This window comes from Sporosarcina sp. P20a (assembly GCF_002743175.1).
GTDB lineage: Bacteria > Bacillota > Bacilli > Bacillales_A > Planococcaceae > Sporosarcina.
Genome location: NZ_PDYT01000027.1, coordinates 1 through 17534, shown reverse-complemented (window position 1 = coordinate 17534; position 17534 = coordinate 1). Strand labels below are relative to the sequence as shown.

General features: G+C 44.7%; 18 protein-coding genes. 1 reads left to right on the top strand and 17 read right to left on the bottom strand.

Annotated features, from left to right (window positions below; genetic code table 11):
* Positions 1 to 53: 53 nt before the first annotated feature.
* The 17 genes from CSV72_RS14990 to CSV72_RS14910 form a co-directional block, all read right to left on the bottom strand.
* Positions 54 to 599, bottom strand: a complete 546-nt coding sequence (locus CSV72_RS14990) for a TIGR01440 family protein (RefSeq protein WP_199170118.1) — start codon at positions 597 to 599, stop codon at positions 54 to 56.
* 18 nt (positions 600 to 617) lie between these two features.
* A complete protein-coding gene (gene rpiB, locus CSV72_RS14985) occupies positions 618 to 1058 on the bottom strand; it encodes a ribose 5-phosphate isomerase B (RefSeq protein ID WP_099679024.1) in 441 nt (146 codons plus the stop codon).
* A 1446-nt stretch (positions 1059 to 2504) separates the two neighbouring features.
* A complete protein-coding gene (locus tag CSV72_RS14980) occupies positions 2505 to 3797 on the bottom strand; it encodes a methyl-accepting chemotaxis protein (protein ID WP_099679023.1) in 1293 nt (430 codons plus the stop codon).
* Positions 3794 to 4240 (bottom strand): low molecular weight protein arginine phosphatase, encoded by a 447-nt coding sequence (locus tag CSV72_RS14975; RefSeq protein ID WP_099679022.1) that lies wholly within the window; start codon positions 4238 to 4240, stop codon positions 3794 to 3796. The genes CSV72_RS14980 and CSV72_RS14975 overlap by 4 nt, the downstream gene beginning before the upstream one ends.
* A gap of 54 nt (positions 4241 to 4294) precedes the next feature.
* The gene (locus CSV72_RS14970; RefSeq protein WP_099679021.1) at positions 4295 to 4798 is read right to left on the bottom strand and encodes a manganese efflux pump; all 504 of its coding nucleotides are present in this window, start codon (positions 4796 to 4798) and stop codon (positions 4295 to 4297) included.
* 79 nt (positions 4799 to 4877) lie between these two features.
* Positions 4878 to 5909 (bottom strand): L-threonylcarbamoyladenylate synthase, encoded by a 1032-nt coding sequence (locus tag CSV72_RS14965; protein ID WP_099679020.1) that lies wholly within the window; start codon positions 5907 to 5909, stop codon positions 4878 to 4880.
* 60 nt (positions 5910 to 5969) lie between these two features.
* Complete coding sequence (locus CSV72_RS14960; protein WP_099679019.1) at positions 5970 to 6539, bottom strand: stage II sporulation protein R; 570 nt, start codon at positions 6537 to 6539, stop codon at positions 5970 to 5972.
* Between the two features lie 47 nt (positions 6540 to 6586).
* The gene (gene prmC, locus CSV72_RS14955) at positions 6587 to 7438 is read right to left on the bottom strand and encodes a peptide chain release factor N(5)-glutamine methyltransferase (protein ID WP_099679018.1); all 852 of its coding nucleotides are present in this window, start codon (positions 7436 to 7438) and stop codon (positions 6587 to 6589) included.
* Positions 7431 to 8507: a peptide chain release factor 1 gene (gene prfA, locus CSV72_RS14950; RefSeq protein ID WP_099679017.1), complete on the bottom strand. Its 1077-nt coding sequence runs from the start codon at positions 8505 to 8507 to the stop codon at positions 7431 to 7433. The genes prmC and prfA overlap by 8 nt, the downstream gene beginning before the upstream one ends.
* 92 nt (positions 8508 to 8599) lie before the next feature.
* Positions 8600 to 9196 (bottom strand): thymidine kinase, encoded by a 597-nt coding sequence (locus CSV72_RS14945; protein ID WP_099679016.1) that lies wholly within the window; start codon positions 9194 to 9196, stop codon positions 8600 to 8602.
* 759 nt (positions 9197 to 9955) lie between these two features.
* The gene (gene rpmE / locus CSV72_RS14940; RefSeq protein ID WP_099679015.1) at positions 9956 to 10171 is read right to left on the bottom strand and encodes a 50S ribosomal protein L31; all 216 of its coding nucleotides are present in this window, start codon (positions 10169 to 10171) and stop codon (positions 9956 to 9958) included.
* A 440-nt stretch (positions 10172 to 10611) separates the two neighbouring features.
* Entirely contained in the window at positions 10612 to 11892 is a 1281-nt protein-coding gene (gene rho / locus CSV72_RS14935) for a transcription termination factor Rho (RefSeq protein WP_099679014.1), read from the bottom strand.
* A 162-nt stretch (positions 11893 to 12054) separates the two neighbouring features.
* Positions 12055 to 13020 (bottom strand): class II fructose-bisphosphatase, encoded by a 966-nt coding sequence (glpX, locus tag CSV72_RS14930; RefSeq protein WP_099634589.1) that lies wholly within the window; start codon positions 13018 to 13020, stop codon positions 12055 to 12057.
* A gap of 137 nt (positions 13021 to 13157) precedes the next feature.
* A complete protein-coding gene (locus tag CSV72_RS14925) occupies positions 13158 to 14435 on the bottom strand; it encodes a UDP-N-acetylglucosamine 1-carboxyvinyltransferase (protein WP_099679013.1) in 1278 nt (425 codons plus the stop codon).
* Between the two features lie 20 nt (positions 14436 to 14455).
* Positions 14456 to 15103 carry a fructose-6-phosphate aldolase gene (fsa, locus tag CSV72_RS14920; protein ID WP_099634591.1) on the bottom strand — a complete coding sequence of 216 codons (648 nt, stop codon included), beginning with the start codon at positions 15101 to 15103 and terminating at the stop codon, positions 14456 to 14458.
* Positions 15104 to 15198: 95 nt separating this feature from the next.
* Positions 15199 to 16056: a class II fructose-bisphosphate aldolase gene (locus CSV72_RS14915; protein ID WP_099679012.1), complete on the bottom strand. Its 858-nt coding sequence runs from the start codon at positions 16054 to 16056 to the stop codon at positions 15199 to 15201.
* Between the two features lie 97 nt (positions 16057 to 16153).
* Positions 16154 to 16522: a response regulator gene (locus CSV72_RS14910; protein ID WP_099679043.1), complete on the bottom strand. Its 369-nt coding sequence runs from the start codon at positions 16520 to 16522 to the stop codon at positions 16154 to 16156.
* Positions 16523 to 16767: 245 nt separating this feature from the next.
* Between CSV72_RS14910 and CSV72_RS14905 the strand changes: the two genes are divergently transcribed.
* On the top strand, positions 16768 to 17289 hold the full coding sequence (locus CSV72_RS14905) for a DUF2529 family protein (RefSeq protein ID WP_099679042.1): 522 nt from the start codon (positions 16768 to 16770) through the stop codon (positions 17287 to 17289).
* Positions 17290 to 17534 lie beyond the last annotated feature (245 nt).

Below are 17534 nucleotides of genomic sequence, written 5' to 3'. Positions count from 1 at the left end.
GATTGTATCCCCTTTTTTCTGATAGTTTTATATTTTCTTGTATTGTACACGGTTTACTCGTATTTCGCACGACTTCCGCCAATTAATTTTGGACGAGTTGTCGCAAGTGTGATGACAGCTTCACCGATTTTATTAATCGATGTACGGATTGGTACTACAACCGGCTTCATTTGCATGCCAATTAAAGTTTGTCCGATGTCGATACCGGCATTTGCCTGTACCGATTCCACTACGACGGGATCGCTGAATTGTTTGTACGCATAGGTAGACATCGAGCCACCCGCTTTAAAAACGGGTACAACGGATACAGGTTCTAAATGAAATTGCTGTGCCGTCTTACGTTCCAATGTGATCGCACGGTTGATGTGCTCGCAGCCTTGGAAAGCTAAATGTACATGGTATTTATCCGCAAACGCTTGAAGCGGTGCGAATAATGCTTCCCCTATTTCAAGTGCGCCGTTCGTGCCGATCCGTGCACCTGCTACTTCAGAAGTAGAACAGCCGACGACGAAAATCGTCTCTTCGGCAGGTGGTGCTTGTTCGGCAAATTCGGTCAATGCTTGTTCTAGTTGCAGTTTCCATAATTGAATGGCATCCACTTGTTCCACCTGCTTCCTTTAGTTCTTTTCAAGTTCCATCATTTTATTTATACGACGCTCGTGACGGCCGCCTTCAAATTCGGTTTCAAGCCAAGTACTAACGATTTCTCGTGCTAATCCTGGTCCAATCACGCGTTCCCCCATTGCTAAAATGTTGGAATCGTTATGTCCGCGTGTTGCTTTTGCGCTAAATACATCATGAACGAGCGCGCAACGGATGCCTTTGATTTTATTGGCTGAAATGGACATGCCGATTCCTGTGCCGCAAATCAAGATTCCGCGGTCTACTTTCCCCGCTACGACGTCATTTGCTACTGGTACTGCATAATCTGGATAGTCGACGGAAGTGTCGGCATCCGGCCCGTAGTCAATAAATTCTATGTCGAGTTCGGTTAATAGATTGGTGATCTCTTTTCGGAGGTTATTGCCTCCATGGTCTGAAGAAATTGCAACTTTCACTGCGCACCCTCATTTCTATTTTTACTTATCGCTTATTCTATCATTGTTCGATAAAAAAAACATCGGTTTTACTGTACTTTTTTTGAATTTTTCATTTTGAAACGTTGAAGTTTTGTCATAAAGACGAATGTTATACGAATAAAATGAAAGTATTGTACGTGTTTGGAGTCCGCAAAGTCGTGTGAGTGGCGCGATTGTCCTTTTTCGAAGTGGAGACGTTACCCGATCGAGAAGCGCGGTTGGCGAGAGAGACTAGGCGGTTGCAGGCCTTTGTCACTTTTTGTTGGGGGCGTCGCTCGACTGGTTGTTAGAGATGGAAATTAGTGCGTGTTCGTTTTCTGGACCCGCGCAAGCACTTGGGGGATTGCCTACAGCCAAGAGCCAGCTGGCGGTGATGCTGCCAGTTGTCTCATTGCCTACCCCGCAGTTGTGCCTGCGCTACCGAGCGTTACTTATTTAGGTTGTGGTTTTCAGAGGGCTAGAAAACTGAGTGATTGCGTGTAATACCCAACTGAGAAACGCGTTTGACGGGAAGACTATGCGGCTGCGGGTCTTTGTCACTTTTGGTCAGGGCCTTGCTCGACTGATTGTTGGGCACTGAAGTTAGTTAGTGTTCGTTTTCTAGACCTGCGCAGGCACTTGGGGGATTGCCTACAGCCAGGAGTCAGCTGGCGATGGTGCTGCCAGTTGTCTCCTGGCCACGGCCTACCCCGCAGTTGTGCCTGCGCTACCGAGTGTTACTTATTTAGGTTGTGGTTCTAATAGGAAGAAGATCAGTGACATCGTTATATCTATTATGTATTTCTTGCGAAGGAAGTGTAGGAACCGCCCTATACACGATCTAACGAAGGCGACTGCTGTGGTAGGCGTAGCGAGGAGACAAAGACAGGCGAACTTCCTGTCTCTGGCTCAGCGCGAAAGCCATCCACCAGCGCCGTAGTGAGGGCAATGAACTCTCCACTTACATAGGCAGCTAAAACACAAACTACTGATCAAACAAGAAAAAGAAAAGCACGTGCAAGAACCACAACCCAAAGCCGATTATTACGCACGCTTAACAGAAACGTAATCCACAATCACTAAAGCATGAATTCCATTAAGAATAACTATCAGAACTGCCCTACACCCAATCCAGCGAAGGCGACTGCTGTGGTAGGCGAAGCGAGGAGACAAAGACAGGCGAACTATCCTGTCTCTGGCTCCTCGCGAAAACCATTCACCAGCGCCGAAGTGGGGACAATGAATTCGCCACTTACACTGGCAGCTAAACCACAACCTCCAGGAAAAACAAGAAATAGAAAAGCACCTGCAAGAACCACAACACAACGCCGCTTATTACGCACTGTTATCAGAAACGTAATCCCACAGCACCTCAACAGTAAAAAACAACAACCCAAACAAAAAAACGACCCAGAGCATGAAACACCCCAGAATCGTCTGAATTTATTACATTGGCGTACGGTCGAACCTCCGGATGACTTTGTACAACTCTTCCGACTGCTCCTTTAGCTCCAACGCCTTGTTTTTGGTTTGGTCTATCGACGCCACCTGCTCTTCTGTAGCGGCACGAACTTCTTCTGCACCAGCTGACGTATGCTCTGCGATCGTCGCTACTTCCATCGACTGCTTGGCTGTGCGCTCGATCGTCTGCATTTGATTGCCGACGATTTGGCCGATTTCTTCTACGTAAAGCGCCATCGTCTGAATGGTGGCGGTCATCGTTTCAACGTTTCCATTCGTTTTCGTTGCGCGTTTCGCCTCAGTGGATGCCGTTTCTACTTGCTGTTTCATTTCAGCTACGACTTGTTTGACGTCTGATTGGATCGTTTGAACAAGTCCCGAAATCATCTGAACAGCTTTTGCACTTTCATCCGCTAAATTGCGGACTTCTTCTGCGACGACAGCAAAGCCTTTACCGTGCTCCCCTGCCCGTGCCGCTTCTATAGATGCGTTCAGCGCTAGTAGATTTGTCTGACCTGCGATGTTACCGACAAGTTCTACGATTTCACTGATTTTATGAGCATTTTCATCGAGTACTTGTATCGTTTCCAATGAATGCTCGCTTTGATTGCTCATTTGATGAATGCCCGCTAATACTGATTGGAAGATCTCTGTAGTCGCGTGTAATTCCTTTAACATTACTTTAGATTGCTCGGATGATTGTCCTGCTCGATTATTGACTTCCACCGCGAGTTGCCGAATGTCTTCTATTGCATTGACTGTTTCGCGAATCGATTCGGAAGTGTTTTCTGCGCCATCGGAAATGTCGCCAATCGTGCGTGCAATGGCGTCGGATTGGCCGGATGCAGCGCTTGTCTCTTTCGTCAATTCATCGACGGATTGGGCAGTAGCTTGGAAATTGGATTCGATTTGTTCAATAATGCTCCGCAAATTGACGACTACTTGCTGGAATGCTTTGGAGACGGAATGAATTTCATCCGATGAGTTCGGTAGTTGAATATCCGTACCAATTTTCCCATCCGCCACTTTCATAGCGGCAGTTTCCAAACGTTGCAACGGCTTGGTCAAAATGGTACTGAACATGGCCGCTAAAATACCTGACCACATAATGCCCATCGCGTATGTAAGCAGTTGAAAAACGAATGGACGTACATTCGGGAAAAACGTTGGCTGTACCCAGTTAATGAATACCGCACTCGTCGTATACGTGATGACTGCAAGAATTACGATAAATAAGACAAGTTTCGCCCGTAGCCCTACTTTTTTCGGTTCATTCATAAGTTCCCCTCCGCTTGCTTTCGGATGACGGAGTTAATGAGTTCTGTCAGCTCATGAAATGTGGTGCGGTATGTTTCCAAATCTCCACCATATGGATCATGTACATCAAGACCCGCCATTGTACCCGCGTACTCTTTTAATGTAAACACTTTTTCTTTCATTGCAGGATACCAATTATGCAGAATATCTCGATGGTTTGCTGTCATCGTTAATACAAGATCAGCCCACTCCATATCAACAGATTTGACTTCATTAGAATAGGGAGTGAATGGAATTTTTTCTTCCGTCAGCAACCGTGCTGAGTTCGGGGAAATCGGCAAGCCATCTATCGCATGAATACCTGCTGATTTCGCCGTAATACCTGGCATGTTGGCGTGATTGACTAATGCTTCTGCCAAAGGACTTCTACATGTGTTGCCTGTACAAATAAAATAAATATTCATTTTCTTCACCTACTTTACAGAATAACGGATTTATGAGAAAAAAGAAATAGTTTTTTAGAAAAATAAGGATAATACACCCATACATATAAATGTAAAACCTGCTATTCGTCGAATAAATGTACCATTGATCACACGCATTCGGCCTGTGTACATTAAAGCGATAGCCGAAAATATAACAGAAAAGAAACCGGACGCCAAAACAAACAGCCATTTGTTCAGCTGCATCATACCGAATGTCACACTCACTCCGAATGCATCCATGCTGACGATCAGCGCTAAGAAAAATGGTGAAATTTTATTGATGACTGATGGCTGTTCACTGTCCGAGAGGAGAATGTGAAGACCTATGAGTGACAGCATAACACTCGATAGCGCATGGCTCCATCCCGAGAAATAGGACATCACCCATTCCCCTGCGTAGAAACCGACAAGAGGCAGTAACATATTCAGTATAGTAGTCCACAGCATAATCATTAATCGGCCCCGCCGCAGTCGGAGTAATGTATAGACGATCAGAATATCGACAGTTGTAACGATAGCCGCTATGATTTCTATCAAAAAAGTAGCCCCCTCGCAATTCTCGCATCTACTAATCTTATGCGGGTGCTAAAGGGGGCTATTCCTCATTATCGAAATGTTACTCGGTGAAACGCTTGCCGTCTGACGCTTTATCGAGACGATTCATAACAGCTGCTCCGATACCCGAATGATCGGTCTCAATTGCGAGGATTATTTCTGCCTCTGTATTGTCGCATTGGCGAATCGCTTTGTAGAGACTTGATGCCATCGCTTCACGACTGTTAATGGAACCTGTGGAAAAGTACCAATCCGCGTTTTCTGTGTATAACTCATCAGGTCCGATAATCGCGACTCGTTTATTTTGTTGATGAATAGTGTCTAGCGCATGCGCAATAGAATCCGGATTCGGCTCGATGATGAATAGCGGTGCTTCAGGCGCATAATGAGCATATTTCATGCCTGGCGCGCGCGGTGTTGCTGTTTGATCTGTAGGTAGCGTCGCCATATGAACGGTGCCAATTAACTCTTCCAGCTGCTCTTTCGTAATGCCGCCCGGACGCAAAATGACAGGCGGTGTGACCGTGATATCCAAAATAGTGGATTCGAGGCCTACCCCTGTCTCCCCGCCATCTAAAATCAGCGGAACTCTACCAATTAAGTCGTGATAGACATGATCCGCTTCCGTCGGGCTTGGCTTCCCGCTACGATTTGCACTCGGCGCGGCTAACGGCTGATCCAGTTTGCGCAGTAATGCCAATGCTATCGGGTGGTCAGGCATACGGATAGCTACTGTATTAAGTCCCGCTGTCACGACATCTGCAATGACTCCAGGCTTTCTCTCCATAATTAACGTCAATGGTCCCGGCCAAAATGCTTTCATTAATATGTCTGCGATTTCAGGAATATCTGTTGCGTATTTCTTGATGTCGGACTGGTTCCCAATATGTACGATCAGCGGATTATCTGAAGGTCTTCCTTTTGCCTCGAAGATCCGCTGTACTGCTTGCTCATCTGTCGCAATGGCTCCTAATCCGTAAACTGTTTCAGTCGGGAAGGCAACTATCCCTCCAGAATTGAGGATATCCACAGCCTGTTCATAGATTCTATCGTTATCCACTTGGTTATCCACTGTTTCTTGCAAAGTGTCCACTTGCTCAACCCCTTTTTATACACATTTTATCAATCTTATCCACAGTAATTGTGAATATGTTCATTCGAACAGCGACTTTATCCACTCCCAAATGAAGAATGTAACAGGTTCTTCTTCTTCTGTTTCAGTCACTGTAGCTTCTTCAGGAAAACAAACGTTAGGAAACAATGAACACCACCAATTATCACCTCGACCTGCACCGATTTTCACGACATATGCATCATAAACATCTTGCGGCTGAATGAAATACCCTACGCGCTTCGGCGGAATCACTGCAGCACTGTGCTCAAGCGTTACGTGTGCACCGTTTACTTGTGCTTTTGCGATTTCAAGAAGCGTTGGTTCTAACATTTGAAGCTTCTCATTAATTTGCTGCGTGTTCGTCGATTGATTGATTGCCTGTTCGAGTAATGGTGCAATTTTTTCTTGAACATCTCGTTTCACTCGTTGATCGGCTACTGTATTAGAGTTTGCAAGAATACGAAATTGCGTCGCTTCACCTGCAGTTGCTTGTTGACCGAATACGAGCAATACCGCTTGAATAGTAAGTAATATAAGTACAAATTCTATAAATGCCAATAGTTTCGAAGTTTGAGTCGGTTGTTGGTTAATCGGATAATCTTGTAACATGTCATCCCCTCCTGCACTCTATCTTGACCCGCAGGAGGAGATTTTATTCATTGAATCTCACAAAATATCATTCGATCTTTTTTATTGATATCCTGAACGATTTCCACAGTCGCTTGCGGAAAGGATTTCTGCAAGTATCCTTGCACGATCAATCCTTGCTGATAGCCGATTTCGAAACCGATGAGCGCAGGACGATTCATCAAAGGAGATAAGTTCTCTGCTAGTCTTCGATAAAAGTAGAGACCTTCTTCTTCAGCGAATAACGCCGTTTGCGGTTCGAAATCGTAGACAGTTGGTGACATAACCGATTTTTCATGTTCTGCGATGTAGGGCGGATTGGATAAGACGATATCCCATTTCTGTTGTTTCAACGGTTCTTCCATATCCCCTTGTAGAAAAGTTATATCCGCTTCATTGCGCTCTGCATTGCGTTTTGCGACTTCAAGCGCCGTTTCACTGAAATCAGTGGCGGTTACTTTTGCAGTCGGTCGTTCTTTTTTGAACGCGACAGCAATCGCTCCACTACCTGTTCCAATATCCGCCACTTGAATGACTTGATCCCCGAATAATTGATTCGCACGTTGCAATGCATAATGGACGAGTTCTTCCGTTTCAGGACGCGGAATCAAGACGTGTTCATTGACTTCGAATGAATAGCCGTAAAAAGACTCTTCACCGAGAATATATTGAATCGGCTTACCAGTCAGTAATTCCGTGATAATAGCCCAGAATTGCGAATCCATTTCATGCGAAATTTCATCACGAAAACTCGCTAAATAATTCGCCTGACTCATTCCTGTGACCGAACGCATAGCAAGTTCAGCCGTATGCGCGTCCATTCCGCGTTCCTGTAGCAACTGCTGCGCTCGTTGCACGGACGCAAATAGTGTCTCAGTCATTGCGATCCAAGCTTTCCAAGCGATGTGCTTGTTCTTCTATAATTAACGCATCGATTACTTCATCCAATTTCCCTTCTATAATCTGATCGAGTTTTTGAATGGTCAAACCGATTCGATGGTCCGTCACACGATTTTGCGGGAAGTTATATGTGCGAATACGCTCAGAACGGTCTCCTGATCCAACGGCCGTTTTCCGTTTTTCATCGTATTCCGCTTGCACTTCTTGCATAAACTTATCGTAAACACGTGCACGCAAGACTTTCATCGCTTTTTCTTTATTTTTAATTTGAGATTTTTCGTCTTGGATCGATACCGTCGTCCCTGTCGGCAAATGCGTCAGGCGCACGGCAGACATGGTCGTGTTGACGGATTGTCCGCCCGGTCCAGATGAGGCGAATGTATCGGTACGGATATCTTTGTCATGAATCTCAATTTCTACTTCTTCCGCTTCAGGCAAGCATGCAACAGTAGCAGTCGACGTATGCGTTCGTCCACCCGATTCCGTTTCCGGTACACGTTGCACGCGGTGCGCTCCGTTTTCATACTTCAACTTGGAATAAGCACCTTTACCATCGATCATGAAAATGATTTCTTTAAATCCGCCAAGTTCAGTTGGTGATGAATCAATCACTTCCACTTTCCAATGATTCATTTCCGCGAACCGTGTATACATACGATACAGACTACCAGCAAATAAAGCTGCCTCGTCTCCGCCCGCAGCGCCTCGGATTTCCATGATGACACTTTTATTGTCATTCGGATCTTTTGGAATCAATAATACTTTTAATTGTTCTTCAAGAGACTCGATACGGTCTTCGAGTTCATCGATTTCCATTTTCACTAATTCTTTCATTTCATCATCAAGTGGCTCATCTTGCATTTCTTTTGAATTGTTATATTGAGTGTAGACATCTTTGTATTCACGGTATACTTCGACCGTGTCTTGTAAATCAGATTGTTCTTTTGAATAGCTTCGTAATTTATCCAGATCATTGACGATTTCTGGATCACTAAGTAGTTCATTGAGTCGATCATAACGGTCTTCTACTGCTTGCAGTCTATCGAACATAGTCGGTTCACCTCTTCTGAAATAATGGATTATATACTAGTATATAGCAGAAACGTCTATCCTTACGTACTTAAGGATAGACGGAAATATGTTTATTTTGCAAACTGCGTACGGCTGACAGGCACTTCGTGGTGCTGACGGCAACGTGGTTCGTATGCTTCGGACGCACCTACCAGAATAATTGGATCATCTTGGCATGCGGGTTGTCCATCTATCAATCGTTGTGTTCGGCTTGAAGGTGATCCGCAAACAGTACAGACCGCTTGAAGTTTTGTCACCAGTTCCGCTACCGCCATTAGTTCCGGCATCGGCCCAAACGGTTCGCCTTTGAAGTCTTGATCTAGTCCTGCAACGATCACGCGAAATCCGCGATCTGCTAGTTCGATCGCGACATTTATAATATCTTCATCAAAAAATTGTGCTTCATCAATGGCGACCACATCGAAATCATCTGATACGAGGTTCGGTATTTCACTCGCTTTGGAAATAGGATTGGCAATAGTTGACGCACCATCGTGGCTAACCACAGCTTCCTCGCTATACCGATCGTCAATGGCCGGTTTGAATACCGCAATTTTTTGTTTGGCAAATTCCGCCCGACGAATCCGGCGAATGAGCTCCTCCGATTTACCTGAAAACATACTGCCGCAGATGACTTCCATCCAGCCGCCTTGCATTGTAACGTACATGGTCAATCTCCTTTCACTGATCGTGCTTTATGTATGTGGTTTTTTGATTGGTGTTGCTGGTGTTGCTGGTGCTGCGGGTAGAGCTGTTGGCGTGCTATTATGAGCGGGTAGCTGTCTTGATAGAGCGGGTGGCGTGTGATTATGAGCGCGTAGCTACTTGGATAGAGCGCTTAGCGTGCGACTATGAGCGGGTACACACACAGTTTGAGCGCTTAACGCATAACTATGAGCGGATACACAATCACATTGAGCGCTTAACGCACAACTATGAGCGGATACACGCACACTTTGAGCGCTTAACGCATAACTATGAGCGGATACACACACATTGAGCACTTAACGCACAACTATGAGCGAATACACAATCACATCGAGAGCTTAACACACAACTATGGGCGGATACACGCACACTTTGAGCACTTAACACACAACTATGAGCGAATACACAATCACATTGAGCGCTTAACTCACAACTATGAGCGGATACACAATCACATTGAGCACTTAACACACAACTATGAGCGGATACACGTACACTTTGAGCGCTTAACGCACAACTATGAGCGGATACACGCACACTTTGAGCGCTTAACACGCAACTATGAGCGGATACACGCACAGTTTGAGCACACAACGACAACAATAGAGCAAACTCCACTGAAAAGTTAACATTAATCCCTCTATATTTGCTAAACTACGCGCTAAATTAATAAAGATACCCGTCTGGCACGACTGCACCTGACGGGTATCTGGCTTTTATTACTCTTGTTCTTCTGACTTGATGCCGTATTTTTTGTTGAAACGGTCAACTCGTCCATCTGCAGTAGCAAACTTCTGACGGCCAGTATAGAATGGGTGACATTCTGAGCATACTTCCACTCGAATATCTTCTTTTACAGAACCTGTTTCAAATGTATTGCCACATGAGCAAGTTACGTTTGCAAGTTTGTAATTGGGATGAATTCCTGCTTTCATCGATATCTCTCCTTTCGCCCTGAACCATCTGGAACAGAGTGTGAAATTATGGATGTTTTATTGACCAGTTGTCAATAAAACGATCGATGCCGTACACGACCCGTGTTTGTCAGCCGTATATGCGGTGTACAGAAAAACTGTACTTGATTAGTATAGCAAAATCCGATACGTTGCGCAACTGTTTGATTTGGGTATTTAATGGGTGGCGGACTTAGTAATGGGTTGGATTTCCGCTACAGCCGAGGGGACGCTTTCCGGAGGGCCGCTTGTTGAGCCAACCAGTTCGCTTCGCTCTCTTTGGTTGTCTCAACGTTCGGGCTGATCCTCCCGGAGTCGCCCCTCGGCTTCCGCTGCAATCTTAGTTTGTAAGTACATACATCACTATTTATGTTTGTTAAGGGCATAATTCAAAACCAAATTCACGTTGGAGAATCAGAAAGTCAGATGAGACCTTTACCCTTTTTCGCCTTCATTTCTTCATTGAGCTTATCGAAGAATTCTGCGTTGTTTTCGGATTGGCTTAGTTTTTTCATGAAGCGTTCGGTGAAGTCGTGGGAGTCTGAAAATGTCTTTCTGATAGCCCATAGTTTTTCCAAGTTGTCTTTCGGAATGAGTAGTTCTTCTTTTCGTGTGCCGGATCGACGGATGTCGAGTGCAGGGAAGATTCTGCGTTCGGCTAGGTTGCGGTCAAGGTGGAGTTCCATGTTGCCGGTTCCTTTGAATTCTTCGTAGATGACTTCATCCATGCGTGAGCCGGTTTCGATTAGGGCTGTGGCAAGGATAGTTAAACTTCCGCCTTCTTCAATGTTACGTGCAGCGCCGAAAAATCTTTTCGGCCGGTGGAAAGCTGCTGGGTCAATTCCTCCGGATAGTGTTCGTCCACTCGGCGGAATGACTAGGTTGAATGCGCGTGCTAGTCGTGTGATGGAGTCCATCAGGATGATGACGTCGCGTTTACTTTCAACGAGACGCATTGCGCGTTCGAGTACGAGTTCTGCCACCTTGACGTGATTTTGTGGTACTTCATCAAATGTGGAACTGACTACGTCTGCTTTGACAGAACGTTCGATGTCCGTTACTTCTTCTGGACGTTCATCGATCAGTAGTACAATAAGTTCCGCGTCGGGATGGTTTGTTGTGATCGAGTTGGCAATTTCTTTCAACAACATCGTTTTTCCGGCTTTCGGAGGAGCGACAATTAATCCACGTTGACCAAATCCGACAGGTGAAACGAGGTCCATGATCCGCGTAGATACATTACTCTTTGATGTTTCTAAATTAATTTGACGTTCCGGGTACAAAGGTGTCAATGCCGGGAAATGAACACGTTCACGTGCGACTTCCGGATTTTGCCCGTTGACTGCTTCTACTTGCAGTAAACCATAGAAACGTTCGTTTTCTTTTGGTGGACGAACTTTGCCTGTTACTTTGTCGCCGTTACGCAAATCGAAGCGACGGATTTGAGATGCTGAGATGTAAATATCTTCTGAACTGGATGAGTAATTAATCGGACGTAGGAATCCGTATCCTTCAGATTGAATAATTTCGAGGACGCCTTCCATGAAGAAGAAGCCTTCTTGTTCTGCGCGGGATTTCAATATAGCGAAGACCAATTCTTTCTTTGTCAGTTTGCTATAGTTGGTAATTTTGAACTGCTTTGCTAGAGAGTATAGCTCTTTCAGCGTCATATTCTCTAGGTCCGCGAGGGTAATCATTGTCATCTATGCGTACACCACTCTTCATTTATTGTATGGAAAATTCGGCATAGTAAATAGAAAGGAGAGTACGTGATGTACTTCCTTTCTTTTAGTAGCCGGACATTATGGATCTAGATAGTTTTTTAGGAAATAGAGACCCGGCTGTGACACCGGGTGTTGAGGGAGTTAGTCTTGCATTACGAGAAGAGGTTTTTTCTTCATGCTGTGGCGACCTTCTACGAAACGAATAGTTCCTGATTTCGAGCGCATAACGATCGACTGAGTTCGGCAGTATGAACCTTTAAACTGCACGCCATCCATTAATTCACCGTCTGTTACGCCTGTTGCTGCGAAAATACAGTCGTCTCCTTTTACTAAATCGTCCATCATTAGAACTTTGTTTACGTCAATACCCATCTTGATGCAACGTTCTCTCTCTTCATCGTTTGAAGGAACAAGACGTCCTTGGATTTCTCCACCAAGACATTTCAATCCGACTGCTGCGATTACACCTTCAGGAGCACCGCCTCTGCCGAATAAAATATCTACACCCGTGTCATCGAAAGCAGTGTTAATAGCTGCTGCTACATCGCCATCTTCGATCAATTTGATACGTGCGCCTGCTTCACGAATTTCTTCAATGATGTCTGCGTGACGTTCACGATTCAAAACAGATGCAACCAAGTCAGATACTGATTTATTCTTCGCTTTTGCTACAGCCTTCAAGTTATCTGTAACGCTTGCGTCGATATCAATTTTACCAACTGCTTCAGGTCCTACCGCGATTTTGTCCATGTACATATCCGGTGCATTTAGCAAGTTGCCTTTATCTGCAACCGCAAGAACCGCTAGTGCGTTCCATCCACCTGCTGCTACGATATTCGTACCTTCAACCGGATCAACAGCGATATCTACAGCGGGTCCGTGACCTGTCCCAAGCTCTTCGCCAATATATAGCATAGGTGCTTCGTCCATTTCACCTTCACCGATCACGACTACACCTTCCATAGGAATTGTGTCGAATACTGTACGCATTGCTTCTGTTGCCGCATCGTCTGCCTCGTTCTTCAAACCGCGTCCCATCCAGCGAGCTGCCGCTACGGCTGCTGCCTCTGTTACACGCACTAATTCCATTGATAAACTACGTTCCATAATGTTTTGTTCCTCCTGTTTGCGGTAAGGCGCGTATTGCGAATTACCTTTCATTTGCCTACGTCCGCATCCATCGGCTACTTTCTACGTAATGGATGTGTCGTTTGAGTCTATTATACACCTTTTGGCAATTACCGTCACTCAGAAATTGAAGATGAAGTGAGCACTTTCACTTTACTAATTTCGGCACCGAGATTTTGCAGCTTCTCAACGATACCGCCATACCCGCGCTCAATATGTTCAATTTCATGGATTTCTGTTTCTCCGGTCGCTAATAATCCTGCTATTAATAACGCGGCACCTGCACGTAAATCTGTTGCTTCAACCGTTGCAGCTTGCAATTCTGTTGGTCCTGTTATGATAGCTGAACGGCCTTCTACTCTACCGTCCGCATTCATTCGACGAAGCTCATCGATTTGTTTAAAGCGTGCTGGATAGATCGTGTCTGTCAGAATAGATGAACCTTCCGCCTGTGTCGATAAAACACCAAACGGCTGTTGCAAGTCTGTCGGGAATCCTGGATATACAAGAGTTTTCACATCGACTGCATGAAGTTTTTCAGTTTTCGGAATAAAAATCTGTTCTTCACCGACTTCTACTTTAACGCCCATTTCGCGAAGCTTCGCTGTGACAGCTTCAACGTGCAACGGGATGACATTATCGATTGTGACACCATCGCCAATTGCAGCTGCCATAATCATATGTGTACCTGTTTCAATACGGTCTGGAATGATTGTGTGTTTCGTACCGTGCAATGTTTCTACACCTTCAATACGAATAACGTTCGTTCCTGCACCTTTAATATTCGCGCCCATATTGGAAAGCAAAGTCGCGACATCAATAATTTCAGGTTCTTTCGCAGCGTTCTCAATAATCGTTTTACCTTTTGCTTTAACAGCAGCAAGCATGATATTGATTGTAGCCCCCACGCTAACGACGTCTAAATAAATTTTCGCGCCATACAGTTCATCTGCACGCAAATAAATAGCGCCGTGTTCGTTTTCAACTTTGGCACCCAGTGCTTCAAAGCCTTTTATATGTTGATCAATCGGGCGTGGACCCAAGTGACAACCTCCAGGTAATCCAATGACTGCGTGCTTGAACTTGCCAAGCATCGCCCCCATCATATAGTAGGATGCACGAAGTTTTTTGACGTTCCCGTTAGGCAATGGCATAGAAATGATTTCAGTTGGATCGATGATCATCGTGCCATCTTTCATTTCCACTTTGCCGCCGATTTCTTCGACGAGCGCCTGCAATGTATAGACATCTGAAATTTCGGGAAGACCTGCAATTGTAACAGGTGAGTCAGCTAGAATAGCGGCAGGAATAAGAGCCACTGCGCTATTCTTTGCTCCACTTACTCTGATCGTTCCTTGCAGTCGCTTTCCGCCTTTGATTTTATAAACGTCCATTTCAAGCTCCTTTTGTTCTATCACTTATTCGTTCTAGTTTCCCAGTCTTTCAAAAACTGATCGATTCCTTTAGTTGTCAATGGGTGTGCAAACAGACTCTGAAGTACGTTGAATGGAGTTGTCGCAATATGTGCTCCTGCAAGTGCTGCAGCTGTAATATGCTGTGGGTGTCTGATGGAAGCTGCGATGATTTGTGTATCCAAGTCGTGAATTGTGAAGATATCTGAAATCGTTTCGATTAATTCGACACCATTTTGGCCAATGTCATCCAAACGTCCGATGAATGGTGAAACGTATGTCGCGCCTGCACGTGCTGCAAGCAATGCTTGATTAGCACTGAAAACGAGAGTGACGTTTGTTTTGATTCCTTCTGCTGAAAATACTGAACAAGCTTTCAAGCCTTCAGGTGTCATTGGTAGTTTTACCGTAATGTTTTCTGCAAGTGCTGCAAGTTTACGTCCTTCTTCAATCATACCTTCTGCATCCAGAGCGATAACTTCCGCACTGACAGAACCAGGTACGAGTGCCGTAATTTCTTTCAAGCGGTCATGGAATGAAATGTTTTCTTTCGCGACAAGCGATGGATTGGTTGTGACACCAGAGATGATCCCCCAGCTATGCGCTTCTTTAATTTCCTCAAAATTGGCTGTATCTATAAAAAACTTCACGTATGTTGTCCCCCTAGTTGTATTTATTCATTTAGCTAAAAAGCAAAAGAAGGAGACATATTGCGCTCCCCCTTTGTTCTATCGAAATTCTGTAATTACGCTTGCTTTGAACTGCCGAACTCACGCATTTTATCGATCACTGTTGCTTTGATCGCTTCGCGCATTGGTCCAAGGAATTTACGTGGATCATAAACTTCGGAATCTTCGTTTAAGATTTCGCGTACTGCTTTTGTACCTTGAATCTGATTTTCTGTGTTGACGTTAATTTTAGACGTACCAAGTGAAATAGCACGCTTTATATCCTTCGTCGGAATGCCTGTACCGCCGTGCAACACGAGTGGAATATCTCCTTGTTTTGAGATTTCTTCCATTTCTTCAAACCCAAGATTCGGTTCGCCTTTATACGGTCCGTGTACAGAACCAAGTGCAGGTGCTAGACAATCGATACCTGTCTTTTCTACAAGCTCTCTACATTCAGCCGGATCTGCATAAATAACACCGTCTGCGATGATGTCGTCTTCCTGACCGCCTACTACGCCAAGTTCAGCTTCTACTGATACATTATGTTGCTTTGCAAAATCTACCACTTTTTTCGTGATTTCGATGTTTTCTTCAAGTGGCTTAGAAGATGCATCGATCATAACAGAAGTGAAGCCTGCTTCGATCGCTTCTTTACACTTCTCAAAGCTTGAACCGTGATCTAAATGAATCGCTACTGGCACAGTCGTACCGAAGTCTTCCATTAATCCTTTGACCATCATAACGACTGTTTTAAATCCGCCCATATAACGTGCAGCGCCTTCTGAAACACCTAAAATAACAGGTGATTTCTCTTCTTCAGCAGCTTGTAAGATCGCTTGCGTATATTCCAAGTTATTCAGGTTGAATTGACCAATTGCATATCCTTGCTCTTTACCTTGAATCATCATTTCCTTCATCGAGACCAGTGGCATATAAAATTCCTCCTTGAGTTTCCCACGAATTTTTATGTGTTTTTATTATAATAATTTCTACCACTAGCATATCAAATTCATGCGCTGATTACTACTATCAGACGTCCAGTAGCTCTAACCTTCTTAATACACTATCACGCACTTCGAATATATCAAACGGCTTGGTGAAGTGCTGATCGATACCTAGTTTATCGGCATCATTGAGCAATTCTATTTCACTGTACGCCGTCATCATCATAACAATGGCTTCAGGTGAGATGGTTCGGATTTCTCTAAGCACTTCGACGCCATTCATGCCCGGCATCTTCATATCAAGTAAAACACAGTCCGGATTCTGTTTTCGAACTATTTCTAACGCTTCTTTTCCATTTGATGCAAGCGCTGTCATTATTCCGGTTGGTTTGAAGATTTCCTCCAGTAATAACCGTATCCCTGGTTGGTCATCCACAATTAATAAATGCTTCATTCCCATATCCCCCATCACCTATTTTTTCCAGGTTTAATTCTGTACTCTCATTATAACCCGACTATTATTATACGTATATAGTAAAATTAAATTTTCAGAAAAATTATGTGTACTTCTATTTCTCTATTCTATCTGTATATACTGTTATTCTAGAAAATTCAAACAACTCCTCTATTTTTCGCCAACTATTTTGCACTTCTTTCTTTTCTGACCTATACTGAGCTTTTGGAGGGATTTTCGTGAAAATGTTGACAACACAAATTAGAGGTCTTCTGGAGAGAATTGCAGAAGGTCAAGAAGAATCGATGGAAGAAACTGCTCGTTTATTGGCGCAAGCTTTAGTAGGCGAAGGACGAATTGTCTTGGCAGCTTTTGATGAATTAGAAGCTGTTACTGCGACTGCACTGGATGGTGTCGAACCGTTAAATGGTGCGATTCGCTACACCAAAGAGTTGGAATTGACGACTGCGGATCGCGTCTGGTTGCTTGTGCGAAAGGCAGATCATCCCGTTGCACTTGAGCTGGCACGCGAGCTCGCCGATCAGTTCATCCCGTTCGCTGTGATAGCTGCGGATAAGGAAGATGACGACAATGAACTCGCATCTCTTGCGTATACGTATATTTCGACAGGTTTGAAAAAGGGGCTAATTCCGGGTCCTACTGGCGAAAGAATCGTCCAGCCCCACGCGCTTGCTGCGTTGTTTGTATACGAGGCAGTGAAGCTGTCGATTAATGATATGTTGGCGGATGAGGATGACGAACTGTAAGCTGGCAATGGTGTTGGGGTGAGGGATTTGCGCTCTAGGCGGACGCGTTCGGGAGGGTGGGCGGTGAACCACACCCCTTCGCTTCGCTCGCCGGGTGTTTCACCTGTCCCACTGATCCTCCCAGAGCCATTCCTGTCTGGTCAGTGAGGCCCTATTGAAAAAGAAAAGTCCCCTTGTTATCATTCAGGGTGTCAAGGCATCGACGACTTGACCCGGAATCATAAACAAGGAGGACTCCAATGAAT

Coding starts and splice junctions, on each gene's coding strand:
- CSV72_RS14980 (WP_099679023.1), bottom strand. CDS start 3,797: ATGAATGAACCGAAAAAAGTAGGGCTACGGGCGAAACTTGTCTTATTT.
- CSV72_RS14975 (WP_099679022.1), bottom strand. CDS start 4,240: ATGAATATTTATTTTATTTGTACAGGCAACACATGTAGAAGTCCTTTG.
- CSV72_RS14960 (WP_099679019.1), bottom strand. CDS start 6,539: ATGTTACAAGATTATCCGATTAACCAACAACCGACTCAAACTTCGAAA.
- prmC (WP_099679018.1), bottom strand. CDS start 7,438: ATGACTGAGACACTATTTGCGTCCGTGCAACGAGCGCAGCAGTTGCTA.
- prfA (WP_099679017.1), bottom strand. CDS start 8,507: ATGTTCGATAGACTGCAAGCAGTAGAAGACCGTTATGATCGACTCAAT.
- CSV72_RS14945 (WP_099679016.1), bottom strand. CDS start 9,196: ATGTACGTTACAATGCAAGGCGGCTGGATGGAAGTCATCTGCGGCAGT.
- rpmE (WP_099679015.1), bottom strand. CDS start 10,171: ATGAAAGCAGGAATTCATCCCAATTACAAACTTGCAAACGTAACTTGC.
- rho (WP_099679014.1), bottom strand. CDS start 11,892: ATGACAATGATTACCCTCGCGGACCTAGAGAATATGACGCTGAAAGAG.
- glpX (WP_099634589.1), bottom strand. CDS start 13,020: ATGGAACGTAGTTTATCAATGGAATTAGTGCGTGTAACAGAGGCAGCA.
- CSV72_RS14925 (WP_099679013.1), bottom strand. CDS start 14,435: ATGGACGTTTATAAAATCAAAGGCGGAAAGCGACTGCAAGGAACGATC.
- CSV72_RS14915 (WP_099679012.1), bottom strand. CDS start 16,056: ATGCCACTGGTCTCGATGAAGGAAATGATGATTCAAGGTAAAGAGCAA.
- CSV72_RS14910 (WP_099679043.1), bottom strand. CDS start 16,522: ATGAAGCATTTATTAATTGTGGATGACCAACCAGGGATACGGTTATTA.
- CSV72_RS14905 (WP_099679042.1), top strand. CDS start 16,768: ATGTTGACAACACAAATTAGAGGTCTTCTGGAGAGAATTGCAGAAGGT.